Annotated in this window: 19 protein-coding genes; 13 read left to right on the top strand and 6 right to left on the bottom strand. The window is 58.1% G+C overall.

Features of this window, described 5'->3' with window-relative positions:
• Nucleotides 1-157: 157 nt before the first annotated feature.
• Nucleotides 158-1,402, top strand: a complete 1,245-nt coding sequence (locus CA51_RS09360) for a cytochrome-c peroxidase (RefSeq protein ID WP_145119926.1) — start codon at nucleotides 158-160, stop codon at nucleotides 1,400-1,402.
• A 152-nt stretch (nucleotides 1,403-1,554) separates the two neighbouring features.
• Here CA51_RS09360 and CA51_RS09355 read toward each other — a convergent pair whose 3' ends face one another.
• Nucleotides 1,555-2,547, bottom strand: coding sequence for a hypothetical protein (locus CA51_RS09355; RefSeq protein WP_145119924.1), 993 nt, complete (start codon nucleotides 2,545-2,547; stop codon nucleotides 1,555-1,557).
• Nucleotides 2,548-2,841: 294 nt separating this feature from the next.
• On the opposite strand from CA51_RS09355, the gene CA51_RS09350 reads away from it, so the two are divergent.
• The 3 genes from CA51_RS09350 (at nucleotide 2,842) to CA51_RS09340 (ending at nucleotide 6,525) form a co-directional block, all read left to right on the top strand.
• Nucleotides 2,842-4,026, top strand: coding sequence for a phosphoglycerate kinase (locus CA51_RS09350; protein ID WP_145119922.1), 1,185 nt, complete (start codon nucleotides 2,842-2,844; stop codon nucleotides 4,024-4,026).
• 112 nt (nucleotides 4,027-4,138) lie between these two features.
• Nucleotides 4,139-4,699 carry a DUF2760 domain-containing protein gene (locus CA51_RS09345; RefSeq protein WP_197451708.1) on the top strand — a complete coding sequence of 187 codons (561 nt, stop codon included), beginning with the start codon at nucleotides 4,139-4,141 and terminating at the stop codon, nucleotides 4,697-4,699.
• Nucleotides 4,696-6,525 carry an Hsp70 family protein gene (locus tag CA51_RS09340; protein ID WP_145119918.1) on the top strand — a complete coding sequence of 610 codons (1,830 nt, stop codon included), beginning with the start codon at nucleotides 4,696-4,698 and terminating at the stop codon, nucleotides 6,523-6,525. Before CA51_RS09345 ends, CA51_RS09340 begins: the two co-directional genes overlap by 4 nt.
• 123 nt (nucleotides 6,526-6,648) lie before the next feature.
• Here CA51_RS09340 and CA51_RS09335 read toward each other — a convergent pair whose 3' ends face one another.
• The 3 genes from CA51_RS09335 to CA51_RS09325 form a co-directional block, all read right to left on the bottom strand.
• Nucleotides 6,649-8,193: a SpoVR family protein gene (locus tag CA51_RS09335; RefSeq protein WP_145119916.1), complete on the bottom strand. Its 1,545-nt coding sequence runs from the start codon at nucleotides 8,191-8,193 to the stop codon at nucleotides 6,649-6,651.
• Nucleotides 8,190-9,485 (bottom strand): YeaH/YhbH family protein, encoded by a 1,296-nt coding sequence (locus CA51_RS09330; protein ID WP_145119914.1) that lies wholly within the window; start codon nucleotides 9,483-9,485, stop codon nucleotides 8,190-8,192. Before CA51_RS09330 ends, CA51_RS09335 begins: the two co-directional genes overlap by 4 nt.
• 61 nt (nucleotides 9,486-9,546) lie before the next feature.
• A complete protein-coding gene (locus tag CA51_RS09325; protein WP_145119912.1) occupies nucleotides 9,547-11,499 on the bottom strand; it encodes a PrkA family serine protein kinase in 1,953 nt (650 codons plus the stop codon).
• A 695-nt stretch (nucleotides 11,500-12,194) separates the two neighbouring features.
• Between CA51_RS09325 and CA51_RS09320 the strand changes: the two genes are divergently transcribed.
• The 3 genes from CA51_RS09320 to CA51_RS09310 all read left to right on the top strand — a co-directional run bounded on the left by CA51_RS09320 (nucleotide 12,195) and on the right by CA51_RS09310 (nucleotide 17,460).
• Nucleotides 12,195-13,757: an arylsulfatase gene (locus CA51_RS09320; protein ID WP_231746176.1), complete on the top strand. Its 1,563-nt coding sequence runs from the start codon at nucleotides 12,195-12,197 to the stop codon at nucleotides 13,755-13,757.
• A gap of 111 nt (nucleotides 13,758-13,868) precedes the next feature.
• Nucleotides 13,869-16,238 (top strand): sulfatase family protein, encoded by a 2,370-nt coding sequence (locus CA51_RS09315; protein WP_145119910.1) that lies wholly within the window; start codon nucleotides 13,869-13,871, stop codon nucleotides 16,236-16,238.
• Nucleotides 16,239-16,662: 424 nt separating this feature from the next.
• Nucleotides 16,663-17,460, top strand: a complete 798-nt coding sequence (locus CA51_RS09310) for a hypothetical protein (RefSeq protein WP_145094522.1) — start codon at nucleotides 16,663-16,665, stop codon at nucleotides 17,458-17,460.
• A 340-nt stretch (nucleotides 17,461-17,800) separates the two neighbouring features.
• On the opposite strand, the gene CA51_RS09305 is transcribed toward CA51_RS09310, so the two are convergent.
• Entirely contained in the window at nucleotides 17,801-19,297 is a 1,497-nt protein-coding gene (locus CA51_RS09305) for a hypothetical protein (RefSeq protein ID WP_145119908.1), read from the bottom strand.
• 370 nt (nucleotides 19,298-19,667) lie between these two features.
• Here CA51_RS09305 and CA51_RS09300 point away from each other — a divergent pair, with 370 nt between their 5' ends.
• On the top strand, nucleotides 19,668-21,782 hold the full coding sequence (locus CA51_RS09300) for a sulfatase family protein (protein ID WP_197451707.1): 2,115 nt from the start codon (nucleotides 19,668-19,670) through the stop codon (nucleotides 21,780-21,782).
• Nucleotides 21,783-22,153: 371 nt separating this feature from the next.
• On the opposite strand, the gene CA51_RS09295 is transcribed toward CA51_RS09300, so the two are convergent.
• The gene (locus CA51_RS09295; protein WP_145119904.1) at nucleotides 22,154-23,851 is read right to left on the bottom strand and encodes a hypothetical protein; all 1,698 of its coding nucleotides are present in this window, start codon (nucleotides 23,849-23,851) and stop codon (nucleotides 22,154-22,156) included.
• Between the two features lie 378 nt (nucleotides 23,852-24,229).
• Between CA51_RS09295 and CA51_RS09290 the strand changes: the two genes are divergently transcribed.
• Genes CA51_RS09290 through CA51_RS09270 form a run of 5 tightly spaced genes read left to right on the top strand, consistent with a single transcriptional unit; the run spans nucleotide 24,230 to nucleotide 26,313 of the window.
• The gene (locus CA51_RS09290; protein ID WP_145119902.1) at nucleotides 24,230-24,712 is read left to right on the top strand and encodes a Na+/H+ antiporter subunit E; all 483 of its coding nucleotides are present in this window, start codon (nucleotides 24,230-24,232) and stop codon (nucleotides 24,710-24,712) included.
• A 5-nt stretch (nucleotides 24,713-24,717) separates the two neighbouring features.
• Nucleotides 24,718-24,999 (top strand): MrpF/PhaF family protein, encoded by a 282-nt coding sequence (locus CA51_RS09285; protein ID WP_145119900.1) that lies wholly within the window; start codon nucleotides 24,718-24,720, stop codon nucleotides 24,997-24,999.
• Nucleotides 24,996-25,331 carry a monovalent cation/H(+) antiporter subunit G gene (gene mnhG, locus CA51_RS09280; RefSeq protein ID WP_145119898.1) on the top strand — a complete coding sequence of 112 codons (336 nt, stop codon included), beginning with the start codon at nucleotides 24,996-24,998 and terminating at the stop codon, nucleotides 25,329-25,331. Before CA51_RS09285 ends, mnhG begins: the two co-directional genes overlap by 4 nt.
• The gene (locus tag CA51_RS09275) at nucleotides 25,328-25,879 is read left to right on the top strand and encodes a DUF4040 domain-containing protein (RefSeq protein WP_145119896.1); all 552 of its coding nucleotides are present in this window, start codon (nucleotides 25,328-25,330) and stop codon (nucleotides 25,877-25,879) included. Before mnhG ends, CA51_RS09275 begins: the two co-directional genes overlap by 4 nt.
• Nucleotides 25,876-26,313, top strand: a complete 438-nt coding sequence (locus CA51_RS09270; protein ID WP_145119894.1) for a Na(+)/H(+) antiporter subunit B — start codon at nucleotides 25,876-25,878, stop codon at nucleotides 26,311-26,313. The genes CA51_RS09275 and CA51_RS09270 overlap by 4 nt, the downstream gene beginning before the upstream one ends.
• Nucleotide 26,314: the final 1 nt, after the last annotated feature.

The raw sequence follows: 26,314 nt of genomic DNA, 5'->3' as shown, positions 1-26,314 counted from the left end.
TCACTATCTGCAGTTTTTTTCTGGTATAATTTGAAAGTAGCTTGTGCAGCTTTCCTGCTTTGGTTGCACAACCTTCCCACCCCCTCCCCACAGTCCCAGGCTGATCTTGCCGCCTGTTGGCTTTCCCCTATCGACAACTCAACTCGGAGAATCCTCAATGCGACCGGTCACGCGTTTCTTCATCGTCACATTGCTGCTGCACAGCGGACTCGTCCTGCAAGCCGAACAACCCAAATCGGCGCGGGTGAACTTGGGAGAGGATGGATTGCTGACGGGAATTCCCGGAGAGGGCCCGCTGAAAGAAGCGGAGATCGAGGCCTGGTTGGCCAAGCCGGAAAACCACGTGACGCTCGAGGTCAGTCTGCCCAAGGGCTTGGACGCATCGACCGCCAACCTGGCGATTCCCGAAGACAATCCGCTGACTCGCGCCAAGATCGAACTCGGCCGCCAGCTCTACTTCGACGCGCGACTCTCGTCCGACCAAACGATCAGCTGTGCCAGCTGCCACAGTCCCAGCGAGGGCTACGGCGCCAAGACTCAGTTTGGTGTCGGCGTCGGCGGTCAGACCGGCAACCGGAACTCACCGATCAGTTACAACCGGATCCTCAGCAAGGCTCAGTTCTGGGACGGCCGTGCCGCTTCGCTGGAAGAACAGGCTGTCGGACCGATCGCCAACCCGATCGAGATGGGGAACACACACGACGCGTGTATCGAATGCGTGGGAGCGATTCCGGGCTACGCAATGCAGTTCAAAGCGATCTTCGACGACGGCGTGACGATCGACAATGTCGGCAAGGCATTGGCGTCGTTTGAACGAGCGATCGTCACCGGCCCGGCTCCCTACGACTACTGGAATCCGCTGGCGAAATTCAAAGAGGTCTTCGCCTTGGACCTGGAAGACATGGACGCTTTGCGAAGCGAAGATCCCGATTTGGCGAAGCAATACGACGACATGGTCGCAGCGGCTCAGAAGCACCCGATGAGCGAATCGGCGCAGCGCGGCATGACGCTCTTCTTCGGCAAAGCGAATTGTGCACTCTGCCACGCCGGCGGTAACTTCGCCGACGAACAGTACCACAACTTGGGCGTCGGAATGGAAGTGGACGATCCCGATCTGGGACGTTACGTCGTGACGAAAGAAGAGAAGGATAAGGGAGCGTTCAAGACGCCGACGCTACGCAACGTCGCCTTGTCGGAACCCTACATGCACGACGGCAGCCAAAAGACGCTCGAAGAAGTCGTCGCTTGGTACAACAAGGGCGGGCACAAGAACCCGTGGTTGAGCGACAAGGTCAAGCCGCTGAACCTGACCGAGCAAGAGGAGAAGGATGTGGTCGCGTTCATGAAAGAAGGGCTGACCGGTCCGTTCCCGAAGGTCGAAGAAAACCGCCTGCCCGAATAGCGACAAGTTGAAAATTGTGGCCACGTAATGTGGCCACGCAATGTGGTCACTCAAACATGATCACGCGACTCCGGTCGCGTGATCTTTTCGTTTAAGAACGCAGCAACCGACGAAGCCTGGCACCAGTGGCCGCTATTTCGCAACCGCTTCGGCTAGCGACGCAGATTCATGCCCAGCTTGCGCGGTTGCACCGGGTTGTCATAACGATCGACGGCGTCTTGATCGGCGTCGATCGCGGCCGGGCGACTCGAAGCGACGCGTACCGGAACGGGCGTTGGAACTTTGGTTTCGACAGCCGGCTTGCCATCGAGAGTCCGCCCAAGCGGTGAATCGTTCATGGCGATCGGAGGTTCATCGGCGATCGTGTTCCCGTTACGGCGTCCGACAGCGATCGCGGTGTCGATGAAGCCCGACCGCACCGGCTCGCTAACCTGAGGCAACTGCAGCCCCAGTTTCTTGACCCCCTCGGGATTCACTTCCGAAGCTTGCGAGATCTGGGCGATGAACTTCGCCGTCTCGATGAAGTTATGGTCGGCGGATTTACCGATCAACGGTCCCAGGGTGCGAACGACGAGGTCGGCACCGAGACTGTCGAGTTCCAAGAAGACATCCATCCGTCCGCCGATCGTCTCCCGCTCTCGACTGCTGCGGGCGTAACTGCTGTGCAGGACAAAGACGCCGCTGCCGGTCAGCGGTTTGGCGACCATCGAGCCCTCGTATTTACCGCGGGCTATATAAAGATGGGTCTGCGAGTCGCCGTAGATCAGTTCGATCTCGCATGTTGTCCCCTGGCCATCGCTGGCGACCAAGTTGTAGGGACCGGTCCGCTTCATCTGAACTTGGGTGATATCCATCACGTCCCAAATTCCGACGAGCACTTCGGGGTGTCGCACCAGAAACAAAAACATATCGCGGTCACAATCCATCCCCTGGGTCGGCAAGCGACGAAACATCGTCGGATGCGAGATGATTTGTTCCACGCGTTTTCGAGCGGTCTGCGTCAAGCGATCGAGCGGTAATGCTGCGATCGCTGCCTCCCGTTCAGCCCTTTTGTCGCCGAAATCCAGTCCTTGGACGGGGCCGGCAAGTAGCATCAAGCAGCAGACGACATACAGCAGGACGGTTGTGAACCGGCGAACAGGCATCGGCATTTCGCGTCCCAAAGCGGCTGCAATTGGCCGATCCGTCCACTACGAATCTGCCGTCTTTATGGGTTATTCGTCTACCGAGGGGCCTCAAGTTCAGACAATCCTGCGAAGCCGTCGAATGCCAGCCGGAAAGGTTCCCGCAAGCTGCCTGATTTGCTCAGGCTAGCTATTTGTACGCCCTCGACAGGTGGCCCAAGATCAAGATAATCAGTCCGTTGAGATAGCATTTTTCAAGCGAGTGTCGGCGACGATCCCACTGCTTCCACAAGAACCAATTCACGAGAACGAACAATGGCCAAGAAAAGTATCGAAGATATCGATGTGGCGGGAAAACGAGTCTTTATGCGAGTTGACTTCAACGTGCCGTTGGACGATTCGCTGAAGATCACCGACGACCGCCGGATCCGGATGGCGTTGCCGTCGATCCAATCGATCGTCAATCGTGGCGGCCGCGTGATCCTCGGCAGCCACTTGGGCCGTCCCAGTGGCGATGCCAGCGACAGCAAATACAGCTTGGCTCCCGCCGCGGCGCGGTTGAGCGAACTGCTGGGCAAACCCGTTGCTTTTGCTACCGACACCGTCGGCGAAGATGCCAAAGCCAAAGTGGCTGCGATGGGGGATGGCGACGTCGTTCTGTTGGAGAACCTGCGTTTCAATCCAGGCGAAAAGAAGGGTGACGAAACCTTCGCCGGCCAGATCGCGGCGATGGCTGACATCTACTGCAACAATGCCTTTGGCACCTGCCACCGCACCGACGCTTCGATGTACGCAGTCGCTCAAAAGATCGACGGCCCCAAGGTTGTCGGCAACCTGGTCGCCAAAGAGATCCAATACCTGGCCGATGCGATCAGCAGCCCCGAGCGTCCGTTTGTGGCGATCCTGGGTGGAGCCAAGGTTAGCGACAAGATCAACGTGATCAACAACCTGTTGTCGGTCTGCGACAAGATCTTGATCGGTGGTGCGATGGCCTACACCTTCTCGTTGGCTCGCGGCGGCGCAGTCGGCGGCAGCCTTGTCGAAAAGGACAAAGTCGATTTGGCTCGCGAGTTGATCGAAAAGGGTGGCGACAAATTGGTCCTTCCCGTCGACACCCACTGCGGCGACGCTTTTTCGGGCGACTGCAACAAACAAGTTGTCGATGCGGGGCAGATCCCCGACGGCTGGGAAGGCTTTGATGTCGGACCGAAGACCGCTGTGATGTACGCCGAGATCATCAAGTCGGCCAAGACCGTGGTTTGGAACGGGCCGATGGGCGTCTTCGAAATGCCTCCGTTCGACGCCGGTACCCGCGTCGTTGCTCAAGCTGTTGCCGATTGCCCCGGCACGACGATCATCGGCGGTGGCGATAGCGCTGCGGCGATCGAGCAGTTCGGTCTGGCCGACAAGGTCAGCCACGTGAGCACCGGTGGCGGTGCTAGCTTGGAAATGCTCGAAGGCAAAGCGTTTAAGGCTGTCGATATCTTGGACGAAGCGTAAGCTACATTCGTTCGACGCTAGCGTGCGGTTCGCGGTCGGGGACCGCGCGCGTGGCGGCTGATAGAAATCTGACCACGAATTCTCCCCGTCGGTTTATTGGAGACGTATTGCCGTGAGCATCGGTTTAGCCATCCAGGCGTTCTTTAAGATCCTGTCTAACCGCGAAGCTGCGGCGGCGTATCAACGGCTGACCAGCGGCGAGGCTGCCGATCAACCGACGCCGGCGGCGGCCCAATCGACTCCAGCGGAAGCTCCGGCCAAAGCCCAAGCCCCTGCGCCACCTAAACCGACGCGCAGCGATGCGATCGGTTTGTTGGCGGCGCTGCAGCGCGAAGCCCGCTTTGTCGACCTCGTCCAAGAATCGCTGGACGCTTACAGCGACGAACAGGTCGGTGCGGCAGCTCGCGACGTCCTTCGCGACACGAAAAAAGTGCTCGACCGCATGTTTGCGATCGCTCCGCTGACCGATTCCGAAGAAGGGGATTCGATGCAGACGCCAGCGGAAGTCGATCCGGGACAGATCCGTTTGACCGGCAACGTCCACGGAGCCGCTCCCTTCAGCGGAACGATCGCCCATCACGGCTGGAAGGCCGCGAAGTGCGAGCTTCCTCGCTGGTCGGGCAGCCCCGAATCGGATCGCGTGATCGCACCGATCGAATTGGAAATCGCATGACAGCCAAATACATCATCGGTATCGACCTCGGGACGACCAACAGCGTCCTGGCTTACACGCCGGTTCAGCCCGAATCGAATGCGGGCAGTTCGGAAGCGGCAGAGATCCAGTTGCTGCCGATTCCGCAATTGGTCGCCGCCGGAACCGTCGAAGAACGCGACAGCCTGCCGTCGTTTGTCTATCTGGCCAATGCAGCAGAGCGATCCGCCGGTGGCATGGACGCTCCCTGGGGCAAGGATCAATCGTACGCTGTCGGTCAGTTTGCCCGGGATCGTGGTGGCGAAGCTCCCGACCGAACCGTGGGGGCTGCAAAATCGTGGCTCTGCCACACCGGTGTCGATCGCCGCCAACCGATCCTCCCTTGGCAAGCTCCCGAGGATGTCGAGAAGATCTCGCCGGTAACCGCTTCGCAGCGGTACCTGCAGCATTTAGTACAGGCGTGGCAGCAGCGGTTCCCCGACGCACCGATCGAACAACAACAAGTCGTCTTAACGGTTCCGGCATCGTTTGATCCTGTCGCTCGCGAATTGACCCGCGAAGCTGCGATCGCGGCCGGACTGCCAGCCAACTTTGTTTTGCTGGAAGAACCGCAAGCCGCGTTTTATGCTTGGCTGTCGGTCGTTGGCGACCAGTGGCGAAAGATGTTGACCGTCGGCCAACGCGTGCTGGTCTGCGACGTTGGTGGCGGTACGACCGACCTGACGCTGATCACCGTCGACGAGGACGGAGGCGATCTGACGCTGCGACGCGAAGCGGTTGGCGATCATCTGTTGGTCGGTGGCGACAACATGGATCTGACGATGGCCCATGTCGTGGCCGGGGAATTCGCCAAGAAGAAGACGAAACTAAACCCTTGGCAATCGGTCTCGCTGTGGCATTCGTGCCGCGCGGCGAAAGAGGCGTTGCTGGCTCCCGAGGGTTCCGAAAAACAGACGATCTCGGTTCTTGGCCGCGGCAGCAAATTGATCGGCGGCACGGTGAGTGTCGAAGTCGATCGCGAATCGATATCGCAGCTGTTGGTCGATGGCTTCCTTCCCAAGTGTGGATTAGATGCTGTCCCGCAGCGGCAAGCCGCGTCGGGCTTCCAAGAGATCGGACTGCCCTTCGAATCCGATCCGGGCATCACGCGGCACTTGGCCTCGTTTGTCTCCAATCACTGCGCCGCGGCGGAGAGCGACAGCGTGTCGCTTCCCGATTTTGTGTTGTTCAACGGCGGCGTCTTCAAAGCCGATGGATTCCGCAATCGGATGCTGGAGATCGTCAACAGCTGGTCCGCCGACGCGGGCGATTCGAAGGTCCAACCGCTGCAGGGCGTTCACGACCTCGACCACGCCGTCGCTCGCGGCGCCTGTTACTACGGGCTGAACAAACAGCGTGGCGGTCTGCGGATTCGCGGCGGCACGGCCCGTTCATATTACGTCGGCATCGAAACCGCGGGGCTGGCGATTCCAGGAGCCCCACGTCCGCTGAAGGCGCTCTGCGTGGTTCCCTTTGGAATGGAAGAGGGTACCGAGACCGACGTCCCTTCGGGCGAGATCGGTCTGGTTGTCGGCAAACCGGCTCGGTTCCGGTTCTTCAGTTCGAATGTCCGCACCGACGACACGCCGGGCGAACAATTGGATTGGTGGGATGACACAGAACTAACCGAAACCGATCCGATGGAAGCGACGTTAACGCTGGCCGATGGAGCGACCGAATCGCACGTGCCGGTTAAATTCCATGCCAACATCACCGAACTGGGCGTTCTGGAACTGTGGTGCGTGGCGGTTCATGGCGACGGCCGCTGGAAGTTGGAATTCAACGTCCGCGACGAACCGCAAGAATAGAATCGGCGGGACGTAGTGGACGAGGTTACGAGTCCTTTTGCATCAGACCAAATCGCTGGGACTCGTAACCTCGTCCACTACGCTTCGTTGAATAAACGAAAGCACTCGATGCTAGCTGCTTCTTTACGGCATCGAGACGGCGTCGTATTCGCTGAGTGGACGTTTAGTCTCGGCGTCGACTTCGACCATCCGGACGCGGTAGCCCCACAGTTTTGCCAGATGCCGCAAGATCCGATTGGCTTCGGATTTCTCCAACAGCTTGCCATCGCGCACGCGGTGGGTCAGGACCAATCGTCGGTTCCCTTTCAGGTTGGCGTCGCTGATCTGGATATCGGGTTCCTGCTTGGAGATGTCGTATTGGGCGGCTAATTGGCGACGGACCTCGCGGTATCCCGATTCGTCGTGGATCGCGGTGACCGTCATATGTTCGTCGTCGGCGTCGTCGCTGACTTTGAACAACCGCATCTCGCGGATCAACCGCGGGCTCAAGTACTGCAGGATAAAGCTCTCGTCGCGATAGTGTTCCCAAGCGTCGCGGATCGTTTCCAGCGAACGCCCCTTCCCGGCGATCTCGGGGAACCATTGGCGGTCTTCGTCGTCGGGGTCGTCGCAGATCCTGGCGATATCGCGGACCATGGCATAACCCAACGCGTAGGGATTGATTCCGCCGAAGCCGCGGGAATCGAAATTCGGTTGGGCGACGACCGCCGAATGCATGTGCAGGAATTCCAGCATCGATCCCTCGTCGATCTGACCGCGATGGTTCAAGCGGTTCATGATTTCATAGTGCACAAAGGTCGCACAACCTTCGTTCATCATCTTGGTCTGTCGCTGCGGGTAGAAATATTGAGCCAGCGTGCGAACGATCCGCAGCACCTCCCGCTGCCAGTCCTTCAATTTTGGTGCGTGGTTGGCGAGGAAGGTCAACAGATTTTCCTCGGGAAGCTCCAACGCTGCCGCTTCGATGTCGTTTTCATCTTGTTCGATGGACCGCACTTCATTTGCGTCGCTCGATTCGGTCGGGACGGTCCGCCACAAGTCGTTGTAAGTCGATTCGAGATGCTGGCGGCGGGCTTCGCTGCGCGCTTGCTGTTCGCGCGGCGAACGACGCCGCGTGGCGTAGCGGTTGACGCCGTGGGACATCAGCGCGTGAGCGGAATCCAACAGCGATTCGACTTCTGCAAATCCATACCGCTGCTCGCAATCGGCAATGTAGCTCTTTGCATACGCGAGTTCATCCAGCACGCGATCGGCTCGCGTCCACTGACGGAACAGGTGGTTGTTTTTAAAGAAATGATTGTGGCCAAACGCTGCGTGAGCGATCACCAGCGTCTGCATCGTCATCGTGTTCTCTTCCATCACGTACGAGACGCAGGGCTGCGAATTAATCACCAATTCATACGCCAGCGATTGGGCTCCCTTGCGGTACAGCAATTCCTCGCGGGCGAAACGCTTGCCAAACGACCAGTGGCGGTACAGCAGCGGCATCCCGATCGCCGCGTAAGCGTCCAGCATCTGTTCGGACGTGATGACTTCGATCTGGTTGCGATAGACGTCCAGCCCCAGTTCGCCCAAGGCGATCTCTTCGACAGCATCGTAGACGCGGTGCAGCAGACGGAAGTCCCACTGCGACCCGCTGTATAAAAGCTTGCCGTGCCGTTTGTTCATCGATCCACCCGCGGTTTGGTGCTTGAGCCCGAACGTTGCCTGCTGTCGAACAGATCGCGAAAGACGGGGAATATCTCGCTGGCCGTGGCAACCTCCGCTTGAGCGAAGTTGTCGTGACGATCGACCAAAGGAAAGTAGCCGTGCCACAGGACGCTATCCCCCGGCCATTGGTCGTCGTTGACTTCGATGTAAGCGTAATATTGGCAGATCGGCAGGATCTCTTGTTCCAACAGACGCAGCGTCTGCGGCATGTCGTGATCGAAGTTGTGCCCGTCGGAAGCTTGGGCGGCGTAGATGTTCCAGTCCTCGACCGGATACCGCTGTTTGACGATCTTCAACATCTCTTCGAGAGCCGACGAAACGACGGTGCCGCCCGTCTCGCGGCCATGGAAAAACGTCTGCTCATCGACTTCTTGAGCCGTGTAGGTGTGGCGGATGAAGACGAGTTCGACCGCTTTGTAGTGCCGCTTCAGAAACAGATGCAGCAACATATAGAACCGCTTCGCCATGTCCTTCAGCTGTTCGGTCATCGACGCCGACGTGTCCATCAAACAGAACATCACAGCCTGTGTCGTCGGTTTGGGGACCCGTTGGATGCGGCTGTAACGCAGGTCGACCGTCTCCAGATAGGGAACCGCTCGCATCCGAGTCTGCTGCGCGTCGATCAGCTTCCGCAGTCGGGCGATCTCGTCGGCGTCTCCCGCGGTCTCCGCCTGCTGCAATTCGGCCTGCAACGCTTCGACTTCAGCAAGCTTTGGCCGGCCCAAGGCGATCCGGCGAGCCAGACTGCGGCGCATCGTCTCGCGCTTATTCAGCCGCTGCGGCGAACCATCGGTCGAATACCCGGCGCGGACCCATGATGGAGAAGCCATCGACTTCAGTTTCCGCTTGGCGAGGTTGGGCAGCTCCAGATCTTCGAAGAACAGATCCAGAAACTCCTCGCGAGTCAGGGCGAAGACAAAACTGTCCTCTCCGTCGCCATCGGCACTGCCCCCCGATCCGCTGCCCGAACCACCGCTCGGTTTTTCGATCTCGTCGCCGGGGCGATAGTCGTGGTTGCCGGGAAGCACGTAATCGCGATGCCCGACTTTGGGATCGTGGTGGAACGTCGGTTCGTGCAGATCTTTGGAGCTGATCGAAACCTCTTGCCCTCCTTCGAGGTCGGCGATCTTCCGCTGCCGAATCGATTCGGCAAATGCCTTCCGCATGTGCGACTTCACCCGCCGCAGAAAACGTTGGCGATTGCCAAGGCTTTTCGCTTTTGGATTTTGACGACGATCGACTACGTGCATCGCGATAATCTCCCTGCGAACTAATGAAGGCGGCACAGATCACGGAACGACGACCCACGGGTCAGCTCGATTTACTGACCCGCATGTACCAATCGACCAAGCGGCGGACTTGGCGTGGGGTGTAGCCACGCTGCGTCATGCGGTCGACAAATTCGCTGTGCTTCTGCTGAGCTTGGCTGTCCTTTTTGGCGCCAAAGCTGATCACTGGCAACAGCTCTTCGATCTGGCTGAACATCCGCTTCTCGATCACCTCGCGAATCTTTTCGTACGAAGTCCAATCGGGATTCCGCCCGTTGTTCTTGGCGCGAGCCCGCAGCGCAAACTTGACGACTTCGTAACGGAAGTCCTTGGCGTTGCCGATCCCCGCGGGATGTTCGATCTTCTCCAGTTCCTCGTTCAAGACATCGCGGTCCATCAACTGGCCGGTGTCGGGATCCTTGTAGTCCTGGTCGTCGATCCAGGCGTCGGCGTACGAGATGTAGCGGTCGAACAGATTCTGGCCGTAACTGTGGTACGACTCGAGATAGGCTTTGCGAATCTCGTTGCCGATGAACTCGGCGTACCGCGTTCCCAATTCCTCTTTGACAAACTCCAAGTACCGCTGTTCGGTCTCCTCGGGCAACTGCTCGCGGCGGATCGACTGTTCCAGCACGTACATCAGGTGGACTGGGTCGGCAGCCACCTCTTCGTTGTCAAAATTGAAAGTCTCCGAGAGGATTTTGTAGGCGAAGCGGGTCGAGATCCCGTCCATCCCCTCGGTCACGCCCGCGGCGTCGCGGTATTCCTGGACCGTCCGCGCCTGCGGGTCGGTATCTTTTAATGACTCGCCGTCGTAGACATGCAGCTTGGCGTGCAGGCTCGAATTTTCGTGCTCCTTCAAACGCGTCAGGACCGAAAACTGCGACATCAACTCCAGCGTATCGGGAGCGCACGGAGCGTTCCCCAGCTGCGAGTTCTGGATCAATTTGCGATAGATCTGCGTCTCTTCGGTCACTCGCAAGCAATACGGAACCTTGACGACGCAGATCCGGTCAAGGAAAGCTTCGTTGCTGCGGTTCGCTTTAAACGTCTCCCACTCGGACTCGTTCGAGTGGGCGACGATGATCCCTTGGTAAGGCATCGCGCCGACGTTTTCGGTGCCGACGTAAGTCCCGTCCTGAGTCGCGGTCAGCAGCGGATGCAGCATCTTCAGCGGCGCTTTGAACATCTCGACAAATTCCAACAGCCCCTGCGTCGTGCGGTTAAGGCCGCCGGTGTAGGAGTAGGCGTCGGCGTCGTCCTGGCCAAAGTATTCCAACTTGCGAATGTCGACCTTACCGACAAGCGATGAGATATCCTGGTTGTTCTCATCGCCCGGTTCAGTCTTGGCCACGCAGCAGCCACGCTGCTCCGACGGCGTCACGCGGACGACGGAAAACTTGGAGATGTCGCCGCCGTATTCATCCAGCCGCTTGATCGCCCAGGGGGACATGTAACCCGCCAAGCGGCGGCGTGGGATGCCGTATTCCTCTTCCAGCACCGATCCCATCGTGACGGGATCGAACAGAACCAGCGGGCTCTCGTAGATCGGGCTGATCTCGTCGCCGGCGCACAGCACATAAACAGGTTGCTTTTCCATCAACCGTTTCAGCGTTTCGGCCAAAGAACTTTTGCCGCCACCGACGGGGCCTAACAGATAAAGGATCTGCTTACGCTCCTCTAGGCCTTGGGCGGCGTGGCGGAAGAAACCGACGATCCGCTCGATCGTCTCTTCCAATCCGTAGAAGCTCTTGAACGTGGGATAAGACTTGATGGTCCGGTTCATAAAGATCCGGCCCAGCCGTGGGTCGTTGGACGTATCGATCAGTTCGGGCTCGCCGATCGCCTTGACCATCCGCTCCGACGCGGATGCGTAGAGGCTTGGATCGCTCCCGGCGGCTTCGAGATATTCCTTTAAAGAGAGTCGGACTTGTTTGTGTTGCGAATAGCTCTCGGAATAAAGCTGAACGATGTCCGTTCGGTTTGTGGTGGCCATGTGCAATCTCCCAAATGCGCAAAAGCTTGAAGTCCCACCCGCGAAAATTCGTCGTTTGGATTACTTGCGGCGGGCAAAGACTAGATTCACGGCGGCAGGACGTCGGTTGCCGGAGAATGCGAAGCAGTTCGCAGTCGCCCGTCATCCGACAGGCGGTCGACAAAACCGAGGGGCGCAATCGACGCACCGATCGGAAGTTTCCCGCTTATCCCGATTATAGGAGATCGCGGTGCGTCCACTTTGCGATTTCAGACAGCAAACGGTTGGAAGTGCCGTCGCAAACATCGTTGGCGAAACGACTTAGGGAAAACTTTGCGAAATTAAACAGAAATTCAATCCCGCGGGATTCGGCACTGTGACAGTTAGAATTTGCCTCGGATGGCATGTCTTTGCCGGAATCACTTTGTCGACCGGACGCATCGGCAGCAAATGTGTTTGGCTAGAAGTAGTAAATCAGGTTCTGGAAAGATATAAAGCAATCGTTCCAGCGATACATCGATCCAACAAGCCCTGCGAATCGTTCACGGTTTGTACCTTCGTTCCATGAGATCGGTAACTCATGCCGGCTCATTCCTCGTTGTCGAACAGCGGTCATCGGCAATCGCAACTTTTCAAATCCGCGAGCATATCTCGACCGCATCCGCCAACCTGAGAGCCAACACGTGAGAACTGTTTACCCGATCGCCACTTCGACGTTGCTGGGATTGATATTGTTGGGACCGGTTTCAGTCGGACTCGGTCAAAAGCCCAATCTGGATCGCACCTTGCGAACCGCGGACAACTTCGAACCGGCGATACCACGTTCGGATCAGGACGACGTTGTTGCGACGAAGCTTGCGAAGCTGAAGATGGAGACAGGCCGAAAGCCGAATATTCTTTGGTTGGTCGTCGATGACATGGGATACGGCGACCCGGGATGTTATGGCGGCGGTGCCGCGGTCGGTGCAGCGACTCCGAATATCGATCGCTTGGCGAGGGAAGGGCTGAAGCTGACCAGTTGTTATTCGCAACAGACATGCACGCCAACGCGTTCGGCGATTCTGACAGGGCGACTCCCTCACCGAACCGGATTGACGCGGCCGATCCTAGCGGGCGACAAACTCACCAAGAATCCTTGGGCGGACGAAGTGAGCTTGGCAAGGTTGCTCAGCGACGCCGGCTATTTCACGATGCTCACCGGTAAATGGCATGTGGGAGAACCCGAGGGAATGCGGCCGCACGATATCGGATTCGATGAATATTACGGCTACTACCCGGCGCAGAAGGAGATCTCCCAACGGTTCGATTCCCGCCGGTTCCCCGATCTCGTCAACGATCCGGAACGAATGCGGGCCTTCGAGGCGATCGCGCCTGACAATCACCTCACCCACGGTTTCAAGGGGGGCCGCACCGAGAAGCTTGCACAGGTGCAATCGCTCGAAGACATGGGGCGAGCCGAAAAGGTCCTGGCAGATTTCACGATTGAGAAGATCAAAGAGTTGGCCAAAGGGGACAAGCCCTTCTTCATCGAACATTGTTTCATGAAGGTTCACTGCGACAACTTTCCCAACCCAGATCTCGGGTCTCTGAGCGCCGCGAAGTACTTCTACAAGGAAGCCGTTGCGGAAGTCGATCTGCACGTCGGTGAAATCATCAAAGCCTTAGACGAGGCGGGCGTGCTGGAGAACACGTTCGTCTTCTTCACCAGCGACAACGGCCCGCAGATGGATGGATGGCCCGACGCGGGCTACACGCCGTTTCGTGGCGCGAAGGGGACCACGTTTGAAGGAGGTGTCCGGGTTCCCGGCATCGCCTACTGGAAAGGAATGATCGAACCGGGCCGCGAAAGCGATGACCTGTTCGACCTGATGGATCTCTTCGGCGTCGCCCTTAACGTCGGTGGTGTCAAACACGACACCTTGCCAACCGATCGGTATTACGACTTCATCGATCAAACTTCGTTCCTGCTTCACGACGAAGGTCATTCCCAACGTGAAGCCGTCTACTTTTGGTGGGGCACGGAACTGATGGCCTGCCGGATGCGGGAATATAAAGTACACCTTAAGGTTGCACTTCCCGAATCGACGCACATGCATATCGACTACGCGACCATACAGGATGTTGGACTAGCACCGTGGCTGTTCAACCTCTACATCGACCCGAAGGAACAGATGCCAGTCGGCCACCGCCGAAATGCATTCCTGGCAACGGTCCTTGGGAAGCTTAAGCAACATGCTGCGACCTTCAAAAAGTATCCACCCAAAGACGTCGGGCTGTAATTCGCCGCAGCGCGATCCGCGATTCCTCGCTCGCCTCTGCCTCACACCCTGACGTCGGCGGCGAGTTCCTTACCTGTTGTTAATACGATTCAAGAGCTTCGGGAAAACGTAATGATAAGAACTCTATTCTGTGCCGGTTTCCTGAGCTTGCTCGCAGCGATCCAACCGAACCAACTCCTCTCGCAATCTCCTCCCGATGACGGATCGGTTCTTCCGTTTCCTCCGCAGGAAATGAAGAGCGTCACGAAACCTCGGTTGCAAGATTCGCAGATGAAATGGCCCGAGCCTGCGCAACGATTGCCCAAGGATTCGCCGAATATCTTAGTTGTGCTTGTCGACGATGTGGGCTTTGGAATCTCGGAGACTTTTGGTGGGGAGGTCCACACGCCGACGTTGACCAAGCTTGCGAACGAAGGACTGCGATACAACGCCTTTCACACAACATCGATCTGTTCGCCTACTCGAGCTGCGTTGTTGACGGGGCGGAACCACACGCGTGTATCTTCGGGGACGATCGCCGAACGGGCGGTTGCCTTCGACGGTTACACAGGTGTTATCCCCAAGACGGCCGCTACATTTGCCGAGGTGCTGAAACAGTATGGATATCACACCTCCGCGTTTGGGAAATGGCATAACACCCCGGCGACAGAAACGACTTCGATCGGCCCGAAGGATCGCTGGCCCAACGGTTACGGCTTCGAATACTTTTATGGCTTCCTGGCCGGCGAAACATCGCAGTGGGAACCGCGACTGGTCGAAAACTACGACGCCGTCGAACCGCCGGAAGATGAAGGCTATCACCTCACCGAAGATTTGACCGACAAGGCGCTCGCGTGGCTCGATGATCAACAGGCGTTTGCTCCCGACAAACCCTTTTTGATGTATTGGGCATCCGGCGGAGTCCATGGTCCACACCATATCTTTCCCGAGTGGGCCGACAAATACAAAGGCAAGTTCAACGACGGTTGGGATGCCTACCGCGAGCGCGTTCACCAACGACAACTCGAAATGGGGATCATTCCTCCAGGAACGAAACTCACGCCGCGCGACCCCACGATGACCGCGTGGGAAGACATCCCCGAAGACCAGCTCGCATTTCAACGTCGTGGGATGGAGATCTTCGCTGGCTTCGCCGAACACACCGACGCGCAGGTCGGCCGATTGGTTGCCGGACTGGAGGAACGTGGGCTGCGCGATAACACGTTGATCTTCTACATCTGGGGCGATAATGGATCGAGCGCCGAAGGACAGGAAGGTTCGATCAGTGAGTTGCTTGCGCAGAACAATATTCCCAACACCGTCGAACAACAAATTGCTGCACTCGACAAGATCGGCGGACTCGATGCGTTGGGCTCGCCCAAGACGGACAACATGTATCATTCGGGATGGGCTTGGGCCGGCAGTACTCCATTCAAAGCCACCAAGTTGGTCGCCTCACATTTCGGCGGCACTCGGAATCCAATGGTTGTCTCGTGGCCAAAGGGGATCAAACCCGACACAACGATCCGCGACCAGTTTCATCACGTCGTCGACATCGCACCGACGATCTACGAAATACTGGGGATCACTCCGCCGCGGACCGTCAATGGTCTGGACCAGATCGAGATCGACGGCACGAGTCTCGCTTACACTTTTACTGACGGCGATGCACAAACCAAAAAGGACGTCCAGTTCTTTGACAACAACGGCAGCCGCGCGATCTACAAGGACGGCTGGGTTGCCTGTGCGTTTGGCCCGTTCATTCCGTGGAACACACCGGCATCGGTTCCTCGCGTTGCGAAGTGGGATTCTGCTTCGGATGAATGGGAGCTCTACAACATCAGCGAAGATTTTTCAGAAGCCAACAACCTAGCGGCGGACCAACCTCAGAAGCTCGAAGAACTGAAGAAACAGTTTCTGGCGCTGGCAGAAGACAACAACGACTTTCCAATTGGAGCAGGACTATGGCTGCGGCTGCACCCTGAAGACCGCGTGAAGACCGCTTACAAAAGTTGGAACTTTACCGCCAACACGAAGCGAATGCCGGAGTTCGCTGCGCCGGGTATCGGCCGCCAAAGCAATAAGATCACGATTGATCTCGAAGTTCCCGAGAAAGCCAACGGCGTGCTTTATGCACTCGGCGGCGCTGGCGGCGGAGTGACGGTGTACCTAGAGGATGGACATCTTGTTTACCTGTACAACCTGTTCATCATCGAACAGTATGAAGCTCGCAGCCGCCAGCCGCTGGATGCTGGTAAACATCAAATCGAGATTGAGACGACGATCGCGGGGCCGGGCAAAAGTGGCACGGCGACCCTGATCGTCGACGGGAAGCAAGTCGGGCAAGTCGAACTCGCTCGTACGGTCCCCGCCGCATTCTCGGCGAGTGAAACCTTCGACGTCGGCACGGATCTCGGTTCGACCGTATCGCTGAACTACTACGACAAACGACCGTTTGCGTTCAATGGAACGATCAACCGTTTCAAGGTGGAACTGAAATAGTCGACTCGCTTTTTTGAGCTCTCTATTTCCCGCCCTATCCGAGATGCTCACCGTCAAAGCATTCACCGCGTGATACAACGGCCCATAATCGTAAAGATCATGGGGGGACGGCATCCTGTAGCGCATCCGCCCCCGCAGCTAGCATTTGCCGGTCGAGAAGGATGACGAGGTTGGAGTTCAACTCACCCGCACCCAGGAAATCAGTTGCAAAAACTGGATAGTCGGCATCGTGAAATCCGTGTATCCTTCAGGAATTGACAAGAAATCTCCGTAACTCATTGCTATTCAAGGAGAAACAGCTTGTTGCAAATCAATGCGACCAGCCGATTGAATGCAAGTCGAGGCGGTTGAATTCGAAACGAAATTCTCGCATTGCTATCGCCTCGCGGCGCGATGCCATGTTTTCAACTCAGGAGTCCTCACGATGGGACGTGTCGGAGAAACGATACACACGATCAACACCACGGTCCGCACGTTCCTGATGGTCTGCGTCGCGGGCATCCTGGGAAGCGCCGGATACGTGACCTACGATATGTTCGACGCCGAGCGACGCAAGCTGGCCGAGACCGAATCGGCACTTGCAACGGCTCAGGTCGAACTCGAAAACGCCGGCGTCGAGATCGCGGAACAAGCCAAGACGATCACGCGGATGGAAACGGCGCTTCAGTTGTTGAAGGTCGACCAGCGTCTGGCGCGATTGGAAGTGCTCAGCCAGCAACCGCAGCTGGCGTCGGAGATGGTCTCGACGACAGTCCGTTTCACCGAACTCTCTCCCGAGGGGAACCCGATCGGCAAACCAAAGGTCTTCACGATCGATGGCGATGTCGTCTACATCGATAACTGGGTGGTGAAGTTCGAGGACAAGTTTGTCGAATCGGCCGACATCGCCCGCGGTACGTCGCTGACCCTCTTCCGCCGCGTCTTTGGCGAACACCAAACGCCCAGCGATGGGTTTGTGATCGATGAGGTTGGGTCGATGCCGCAGGCCTATCTGCGAGGCGGAGAACCCAACGAATTCGAGCAGGAGATCTGGTCGAAATTTTGGGAGTTCGCCAACGATCGCAAACTGGCGGCCGAAAAAGGGATCCGCGCCGCCCATGGCGAAGCAGTCTCGGTGAAGACCGAAGCTGGCAAGTCGTACCTCATCGAATTGCGAGCTTCCGGCGGGCTGTCGATCTATCCCGAAGACCGCCCCGTCGACGCCTTGGGCGAAAAATCCTGAGCTTCTCCCAAACGCCTTCTTCCCCGCGAGCATTTCACGCCGCGAGCACTTCACCCGCCTGGCGAAGCCGGGAGGGTCGGAAAACGAGCGTTTAGCAAGTTTTTCGGGGAGGGCCTTACGCTGTTTCGATCGATGCGGAATTGCCTTGTGGACTCCCCTCCCCGAACCTCGCTTCGCTGGTTCGACCCTCCCCTGCCAAACTTCGTTTGTGGGAGGGTGAAGTCTCGCGTTGGCAACATGCACTTCACCCGCCTGGCGAAGCCCGGCGGGTGGATTGCATTGTTGTTGAAGTGGGCTACCTCAGCAAGCTGCTAGAGAAGCCGTGCCTTCGGGCGGCCGCTTATAGCGTTTCGGCGATCACGCCGCGATCGGCTTCGTGGTCGTCGATTCCCAGCAGCGCTTTATCTTCGACGTTGGGGCCGGGCAGTTCGGGGATCGGTTGGTGCGAGAACCACTCGGTCATCGGGACCTTCCATTTGGGAAACTTCCGCGTCCGATAGAGCGCTCCCATGTACATGTCCGACGCCTCGGTCAGTCGTCCGACTTCGGTCGCCAGATCGTACCGAATGCCGTAATGCATCCGTGCGCCGCCGACCTGTTCGCTGCTGGACCACCAGTGCGGCTTGTAGAACCGTTGTTCGCTGACGTAGACGACGCCGCGCAGTTCTTTGCTGCAGCAGGAGATCTTGCCCAGCGAAAAACGTGCGTTCCAACGCTGCATCGGCTCGACTGTTTCCAACATGACCGCATCTTCGACCGGACTGTCGCGTCCCAAAAAGATCTCGCTCTTGCGGGTCAAGAACATCGTCTCCATCACCCGTGGCAGATAGAGGAAATCAGGAGTGAACGGTGGCCGATCGATGTCGAGGTTCAGGAAGACCTCGCGATCGGAAATGTCGTCCCCGGCAACCAGTGGCGTCCCTTGCGCGTCGACTAATTGGATATGAAAGGTTGCGGTGCGGTAGTTCCCTTCGTTGAACAACCGCGGGCTGCGCTCGTCGTTGCCGCGATAATACGATCCCGACAAACGATTCTCGAGATCGGCAGGCCGCTCGGGGACCGGAGGTGTTCCGAAATCGTAGAAGGTTGCAAAGTGGATCTCTTCGGCGAGGGCGGTCGACGCGATGTGATCGCGCAGCGACCAGATCTCGTATCCCAAATATCCGCACAAGATCACCAACGGGATCACTGGTGAGACCTTGCCGGTCAGCAACCGCTGCCGCAGTGGCAAGCGTTCGGCTGGAAGGGACGCTGGTTGAGCAAATTGTTCATCGACGTCGATCGCCGCTTCGGTGGGCGGATCGTCGCCGATTCGATTCGTTGACTGGTAGCCGTAGGCTCGCAATCCGATCAGTAGCGTTAGCAGTAAACCGATCGCGACGTATCGGGTGTTGGTGTCGAAGAAATCACGCAGCCGATCGCTCCAGGCAAGGTTTTGTAATTGAGGCACTTCGCTGGCGTACAGTTCCGCGTTTTGCTCGAACTCCTGTCGGCACTCATTGCAGCAAAAGCGAACCGTTTTCCCTTGATAGGTCGTCACGTATTCGTCGGTTGCTTCGCGATCGCGCAGCACCGGACACATGACGTTGGTCGCCATCGCCTGGCTGCAGACGATCGTCAACGATAGCGTCAGCATCAGCATGCGGATTGGGTTTTTCATGATCGGATCGTGCGGTAAATAGGCGATCGAAGATCGCGAGGGAATCTGCAAATTGCTGCACGACTCTACGACATCGTTTTCGTCGATGATGTGAAATCGCAACGCATGCAGCTTGCCCGCATCGATTTCCCCAAGCGACGCGATGATGCAAACAGCACAATCGCTGCAACCGTTCAACTCACCTGCCCGTCGCGGCTCGCAGGACGGGGATGCAATCGAATGTTGCCAGAAAACAACGTGCTGCGCTGTAGGTTTCCCTGTCGCGCGAACGCCAACGACAAACCCACCGGCACACGCTCGTTAGTTTAACCGCGTGCCCAGCGGGCCGCGCTTTTAGATTTGGGATGCGGTTTGACGCGCGGCCCGCTGGGCACGCGGTTAAACGAAGGGGGAGGGACGCGTTGTTTAACCGCGTGGGCAACGCCCCGCGCGGCGAAGCACTATCCCAACGTAAACGCGCGGCCCGATGGGCACACGGTTAAACGAAGGGGCCGGACGTGCCTACCCACGACTTGCCGCCGAACTTTTGAAAACCCAATTGAGACCAATGATGAAACGGAAACTGCTTCGCGGACTGGCGTATGCCGTCGATACGGTCTTCCCGACGCGAATCCTCGCGGCGCTCTGCTCCCTCGGTTTTGGAATCGATCTCACGCTGCAGATCACCAACGCGAGCGGCATTCTGGCCGAAGGCTCGCCGTTGGCGCAATTCACCATCGCGATGATGGCTTGGCTGTGGATCACGATCGCTTGGGCGATCTACGGACTGGCGCGGGCTGCCGACTGGATTCAGCAGCGTGGCGGATTGCTCGCCGCCCGACTGTTCCGCGTGGCCGTCGGTTGCACTCTGGCGATGATCGTTGCGATCAGCATCGGCAGCTGGGGGCTGAACACTCAAATCGGTCGCTTCGCCACTTTGGATACGCTGCTGTTTCTCGTCGCCAACCCGCTCCTCTCGACTTGGGATCATATGGGCCCGGGCGAACGGCGATCGATCGTCCTGGCAAGCCTCGCCGCTCCGGCGGTGATCTGGGCGTTTTGTTGGTTGTTGCGGCACACGCCGTCGCTGTCCCGCGACCGCTCGCCGCGCGATCTTCGCGCCAGCTGGATTTTGGCTGGAATCGTACTCGTGGGAATCTGGACGCCCATCGCCAGCGATCTCAGCGCCCATCGATCGGCGACGCGGATCGAATCGGTTCGCAGCCGCTTGCACCCGTTGGTCACGCTCGCCTCATCCAGCTACGACCTGCTGGCTCATGAGCCGATCCAGGCGTCGATCGATCCGAAATCGTTGGTCGCTCGCGAGGCATCGTGGACCGTGCCAGAAAACAGCGCGAGGCCATCGGTGATCTTTCTCGCCATCGAATCGCTGCGATCGGACGTCGTCGGATTGCGGCACCAGGGCAAACTGGTCGCTCCCAACCTGACTCGCCTGGCGGCCGAAGGACTCACTTGGAATCGAGCCTACGCGCAATCGACGCACAGCGATTATGCCGACGTCTGCATCGTCTCGTCGCTCTATCCGCTGCGGACTCAGCGGCACCATTATTACCGCAGCGACGATCCATGGCCGAAGACGTTGGCTTTCGATCTATTCAAGCAAGCGGGCTACGCGACAGCGATCATGTCCAGCCAAAACGAATCGTGGGGCGGGATGGATCAATTCCTGCAGGTTCCTTCGTTGGATCTGTTCTTCGATTCGGCTCGCAGCAACCTGGAGACCTACACATCAGCTCGCGATCCCGGGTTTGCGTTGGAACGAGCGGTGGGAGCGTTCCACGCGGGCAGTCTTTACGACAACCAAACGATGGACCGCACGCTGCAATGGATCGATGATCAACTCGCCAGCCAGACGCCCTATTTCATTAGCATGAACCTGCAGACTTCGCACTTTCCGTATGAGTTGCCGCCGGGGACGGAGGAGCCGTTTCAGCCGGCGCGGATGGATCGCGACGTGACGTTTATGTACCATCCGCCGGAGAAGACGCCGCTGGTTCGCAACGCCTATTACAACGCGATCCACAACTGCGACAAGGAGCTTGGCCGGTTGGTGGAGCATCTCCAAGAGCAAGGCGTTTTGAACGATACGATCTTGGTCGTATTGGGTGAAAACGGTGAAGCGTTCCACGAAAACGGATCGGTGGGGCACGCCCGCGAGCCGGTCGAACCGGCGCTGCACGTGGCGACGGTGATCCACGCTCCCAATCTCATCGCTCCGGCGACCGACGATTATCCGTTGGAACATATCGACGTGTTGCCAACCGTGATGGGGCTGCTCGATTGGCCGGCGCATCCCAATTTGCAAGGTAGCGATCTGTTGTCGGATCAGCGAACGCCCTTGTCGCAGCGACTGATCTTTCATCACGTCAACAGCGGCGCCGCTCTCGGCGATGCAGTGCAGTGGGCCGGCCGATGGAAGCTGGTGATCGATCGCCAGCGTCATTCGGTCCAGTTGTTCGATTTGGAAAACGACCCGCAGGAATCGACCGACGTGGCGGGCGAACACCCCGTCATTGCGGCGGTCCTGCACGATGTTCTGACCCGTTGGTACGACCAACAATTGGCCTACTACCGCTTTCCAGCCTACTACCAAAACTTCTACCCGCCCCAACCGCCAACCCTCTCGGACCAGCAGCTTCAGAAGTTGAATGATGCGGGTTGAGAGGGGGTATCGCCCGTCAGGCCGAAGGTCGGCAAAGTCTCTGCCGGTGGTGGAGGCCGCAGGCTGGCATATTCTTTGCCGGTGGTGTAAACCACCGGTAGCAAGCAACCCCGAAAACACGAGGCCGGAGGCCGGCACAAGGCCTTGCTTTCCCCAACCAAAACCAATGGCAGGTTGTAGTGTGTCGGCCTCCGGCCTTTAAAAATGCTTGCGGCTCCCCGGTTCCGGTGGTTTACACCACCGGCAGAGAATTTGTCGGCCTCCGGCCTTTGAAGCTGGTTTGGTGCTCCGCGGTTTCGGTGGTGCACACCACCGGCAGTTCGTGTTCCGCCCTCCGGGCTTAGGAGTTTGGGGTGAAACTTAGGTAGCAGTCACTGAGAGAAGATTGCTCGATACCGTTTGTCGGCCGGTGGCTCGAACTGCGTTAGACCTTCGGCGCCGCGATCGGCTTGCCAGAGCCAGGTGTTGCGATCGGCGAAGTGTTTTAATAGCGGCGCGTCGGCTTCGGGCCCCAGGCGATGGGCCCAGACGATTGGAGCGTTGTCGATGTCGGCGCGGTTGTAGACCCACTCGCGATGGACGTTGTGATCGGGCGAATATTCCACCAACACAAGATGTTTGCCCGGCTCTTGTTCCAGAAGTTCGGCGATCTCGGATCGGTTGGGCGATTCGATTCGCGTCGCGTTGCCGACGCCATAAGCGATCAAGGCTAACAGGCTGTAGAAGACGATCGTCGGCAAGACCATGCGGGCCAGCCGATTGCGGTGTCCGGCGGCGTGCAGCCACCGCAGCGACTGAAACATTGCGACATAAAATAGACAAGCGACCGGAGCGACGTAGTGCGGGAAGGTCCGCGAATGGACAAATTGAAACTCGATCACCAACAGCCCCAGCACAACGGCGACGGCAAACAGCAACCATCGGTCGCGGCGGACCAGGGCCAACGCGGGCAACAGGCACAGACCGCCCATGAACGTGTAAAAGTGACTCAGGTGCTGCAGCTTGCTGGAAACCAAGGCGGTATAGCCAGCGAACGTTTGCGCATCGAGCTGCCGTTGTCGGCACCAGTCGCGGTAAAAGGCTTCCATCGCGGGAAGGTTGTATTTCGGAACCGGCGGCAATGCGTTCCATATCACCATCGACGTGGCGGTGTATTGTTTGGAGTGAGCCGAATAGGGCAACTGAGTCGCCCGGCTAGTGACCGCCGCGTTGTTGATCGCTAGGCTCGCGATCCCGATGCCGCCGATCAACAGGCTCGGCAGCGCTAACTGAACCAAATTGTTGATGCGATCCGAGGCGGGGGACTTCCAGAGCCAGTGGAGCAACACAACGGCTGCGACGCCGCACAGCAAAAAGCCTTCCAGCGGGCGGCTGTTCGCCAAAATGACCGCTCCGCATGCAAACAGGCTCGCGTATTGCCAGACTGGGCGTGGCCAGCGATCGCGGTCGACGATCCGCCGCAGGGCGCCGATCAACAGCGAACCGCCGAGCAGTTGGACTCCGCCGCCCCAGTAGGTCTGTCCCCAAGCCATCAGCATCGGGACGTTAATCGCCAGCAACAGTCCGGCAATCAGAGCCCAGCGACGATGGATCCAGCCGCGCAACGCCCAATAGGTGGCGGCGATTCCCAGAGCCAACGCCAGCCAGCTGCCGACGATCGGATGCCCAGTAGTCACCTGCCCTAGCGCCAGGAAGATCCCGTTCCCCGGCGGATACTTGGACATGTAGCTGGGCTGCGAGAGGACGTGGTAGGTCTCGAAGTGTTTCCAATACGGGTGCGTTGGATTGGTCAGCCGCCCCGAGGCGTAGGTGTCAGCGGCCAGCAGATAACTGAACTCGTCGTGAATTCGAGGCAACGGATACCGAATCAGCGTCAGTCCGAGATTCGTCAACAACGAGACGGCAAACACCAGCAGCAGGCTGATCCAGGGGCGTTTGGAGAGTGAATCGACCGCCGCGGCAACGCCGCCGCCCGAATCTCGCGGGCCGCTGATCCAAAACGCCACCAATAGACTGATACTCATCAGCATCAGACTCAGCGAATCGGGCAGGCCTTGGTAATTCGTCACGTTGTTTGGGCGTTGGTGAAACTGGCGTTTGGGTTGCCGCAACCTTAGTCGGCGCGGGGGAGACGTTTAGGGTATCGCCTCGGAAATCTAGCTCTAGCCGCTGCAACAGCAATCGCAATCGAACCACTGCGGCTAGCAAAGGGTCGATGGTCCAATCGGTTTTGCCGAAGATCGGGGCTGTTCGATCGCTGCGTCTATAGAGGCGACCTCGATGCCGCCGCGTCGGCGTTGGGCGGGACCGGTTGCCATTGGCGGGGAGGCGGTGAAAACGGGGCGAGCGAGAGCATGAAATGGCTAACTGCCCCCCTGCAAGTCGACTTGATCGATCGTTATAGTGCTTCCATCTTGCCTATCGTTCGTGAATGCGTAGAGCATACTGTGAAATACCTGTTTATCATCACTCTCAGCATCGCCTTGTTCGCAACCTGGTTGTTGTGGTCGGGGCACTTTGACGATCCCTTCCTGATCGCTTTGGGAGTTGGGTCGTGTTTGATTTCAGTGGCGATCTCGCGACGGATGAAGATCGTCGACGAGGAAGGGGCGCCGGCTCATCTGGGCCTGCGACCGTTCACCTCCTACGCGCCGTGGCTGATCAAAGAGATCGTTCAGTCGAACATGGAAGTCACACGGATCATCCTGTCACCCAAAATGCCGCTGCAACGGAGCATGATCCGCGTTTCGGCGAATCAAAAGACCGAGTTGGGCCGCGTTATTCTCGCCAACTCGATCACCCTGACTCCCGGAACGGTGACCGTTCGCGTCGAAGGCAATTCGATTCTGGTCCATGCCTTGTCGTTTGAAGGGGCCGCCGAAGACCTCTCCGGCGAAATGGATCGCCGCGTTTGCGCATTGGAGAAGTAACGATCATGACCGGCATCTTCCTGGTAACATCGATCGCGATCCTGATCACGATGGCGTTGGCTCTGATCCGTGCGATGCTCGGCCCAACCGTTTTCGACCGCGTGCTGGCGCTGAACATGGTCGGAACAAAAACCGTTCTGCTGATTTCCGTTGTCGATGTCGCCACCGAACGCGGTGATTTTCTCGACCTCGCACTCCTCTACAGCCTGATGAACTTCATCGGGATGGTCGCCCTGCTGCGATTCACCGAATACGGCAGCTTCAGCCGCGAGGGGACCGAGCTATGATCGCGTTGGATATCCTCAGCTGGGCCCTGATGTTGATCGGTGGCTTTTTTTCGATCGTCGGTGGAATCGGGATCGTCCGCTTGCCCGAATTCTTCTCGCGACTGCATGGCGCTGGAATCACCGACACGATGGGGGCCGGAGCGATCTTGTTGGGACTGGTCTTCCAAGTAGGGCTAAGTCTCGCCGCCGTGAAGTTGATAATGATCTTGTTCTTCTTACTGGTGACCAGCCCCAGTTCGTGCCACGCGTTGGCGCGGTCCGCCGTCACACATGGGTTGAAGCCTGTGTTGGATTCCCCACCACGCGATGGAAGCTCGGGAACGGAAGTATGAATCTGATCGTCTTTACCATTCTCGCAATGCTCGCCGCGACCGCGGTCACTGTCGCGCGGATCCGCGATCTGTGGGCAGCGATCATGTTCACGGGGATCTACAGTTTTCTTAGCGCCAGTTGGATGCTGATCCTCGACGCGCCCGACGTCGCGTTTACCGAAGCTGCTGTTGGCGCGGGGATCTCGACCGTCCTGATGCTCAGCACATTGGTCCTGGTCGGTCCCAGCGACGCCGGCCGTCGCAAGCCTGCCCTGGTGCCGTTGACGGTTGTCACGATCACCGGTTGTGCGTTGGTCTACGGCACGCTGGACATGCCTCATTTTGGCGATCCCAACGATCCGATTCACCTGCATCCGCGGCCATCGTTTGTCGAAAAATCGCAAGTCGACATGCACGGCTTGCCGAACGTGATCACCTCCGTTTTGGCCAGCTATCGCGGTTACGATACGCTTGGCGAAACGACGGTTGTTTTGACCGCTGGTATCGCGGTGCTGCTGATCTTACGAAAAGAGAAAGACGAACCCGAACGGGAGGCTGTCTCCCAATGATTGCGTTTCCGATCATTCGAGTCGTCACCAAACTACTGATTCCCTACATCCTGTTGTTTGGTTTCTACGTTCAATTCCACGGCGACTTTGGCCCCGGCGGCGGCTTCCAAGCCGGCGTGATCTTGGCTGCAGCGTTGATCCTGTACGGCTTGGTCTTCGGACTGCAAGCGGTGCAGCGTGTCGTTCCAGCTTGGGCCGTTGAAAAGATGATGGCGTTGGGCGTCTTGATCTACGCGGGGACGGGGATCACCACCATCTTGTTGGGCGGAAAGTTCCTCGACTATGAAGTCCTCGATCACCATCTGTTGCCCGGCATCCTGCCGCATGGCCAACACTTGGGGATCTTTGTTGTGGAGCTTGGTGTAGGGATCACGGTGACCGCGGTGATGACGATGATCTTCTACACGTTTGCGGGAAGGAAACACGTTCTGTGAA

Source organism: Rosistilla oblonga, assembly GCF_007751715.1.
GTDB lineage: Bacteria > Planctomycetota > Planctomycetia > Pirellulales > Pirellulaceae > Rosistilla > Rosistilla oblonga.
The sequence above is the reverse complement of the archived record's forward strand: the minus strand, read 5'-3'. Positions and strand labels throughout refer to the sequence as shown.

Excerpts from the sequence above, each read along its gene's own strand:
- CA51_RS09335 (WP_145119916.1), bottom strand. The coding sequence starts at position 8,193 with ATGAACAAACGGCACGGCAAGCTTTTATACAGCGGGTCGCAGTGGGAC.
- CA51_RS09350 (WP_145119922.1), top strand. The coding sequence starts at position 2,842 with ATGGCCAAGAAAAGTATCGAAGATATCGATGTGGCGGGAAAACGAGTC.
- CA51_RS09360 (WP_145119926.1), top strand. The coding sequence starts at position 158 with ATGCGACCGGTCACGCGTTTCTTCATCGTCACATTGCTGCTGCACAGC.
- mnhG (WP_145119898.1), top strand. The coding sequence starts at position 24,996 with ATGATCGCGTTGGATATCCTCAGCTGGGCCCTGATGTTGATCGGTGGC.
- CA51_RS09330 (WP_145119914.1), bottom strand. The coding sequence starts at position 9,485 with ATGCACGTAGTCGATCGTCGTCAAAATCCAAAAGCGAAAAGCCTTGGC.
- CA51_RS09270 (WP_145119894.1), top strand. The coding sequence starts at position 25,876 with ATGATTGCGTTTCCGATCATTCGAGTCGTCACCAAACTACTGATTCCC.
- CA51_RS09300 (WP_197451707.1), top strand. The coding sequence starts at position 19,668 with ATGATGAAACGGAAACTGCTTCGCGGACTGGCGTATGCCGTCGATACG.
- CA51_RS09310 (WP_145094522.1), top strand. The coding sequence starts at position 16,663 with ATGGGACGTGTCGGAGAAACGATACACACGATCAACACCACGGTCCGC.
- CA51_RS09315 (WP_145119910.1), top strand. The coding sequence starts at position 13,869 with ATGATAAGAACTCTATTCTGTGCCGGTTTCCTGAGCTTGCTCGCAGCG.
- CA51_RS09355 (WP_145119924.1), bottom strand. The coding sequence starts at position 2,547 with ATGCCTGTTCGCCGGTTCACAACCGTCCTGCTGTATGTCGTCTGCTGC.
- CA51_RS09325 (WP_145119912.1), bottom strand. The coding sequence starts at position 11,499 with ATGGCCACCACAAACCGAACGGACATCGTTCAGCTTTATTCCGAGAGC.
- CA51_RS09285 (WP_145119900.1), top strand. The coding sequence starts at position 24,718 with ATGACCGGCATCTTCCTGGTAACATCGATCGCGATCCTGATCACGATG.
- CA51_RS09275 (WP_145119896.1), top strand. The coding sequence starts at position 25,328 with ATGAATCTGATCGTCTTTACCATTCTCGCAATGCTCGCCGCGACCGCG.
- CA51_RS09340 (WP_145119918.1), top strand. The coding sequence starts at position 4,696 with ATGACAGCCAAATACATCATCGGTATCGACCTCGGGACGACCAACAGC.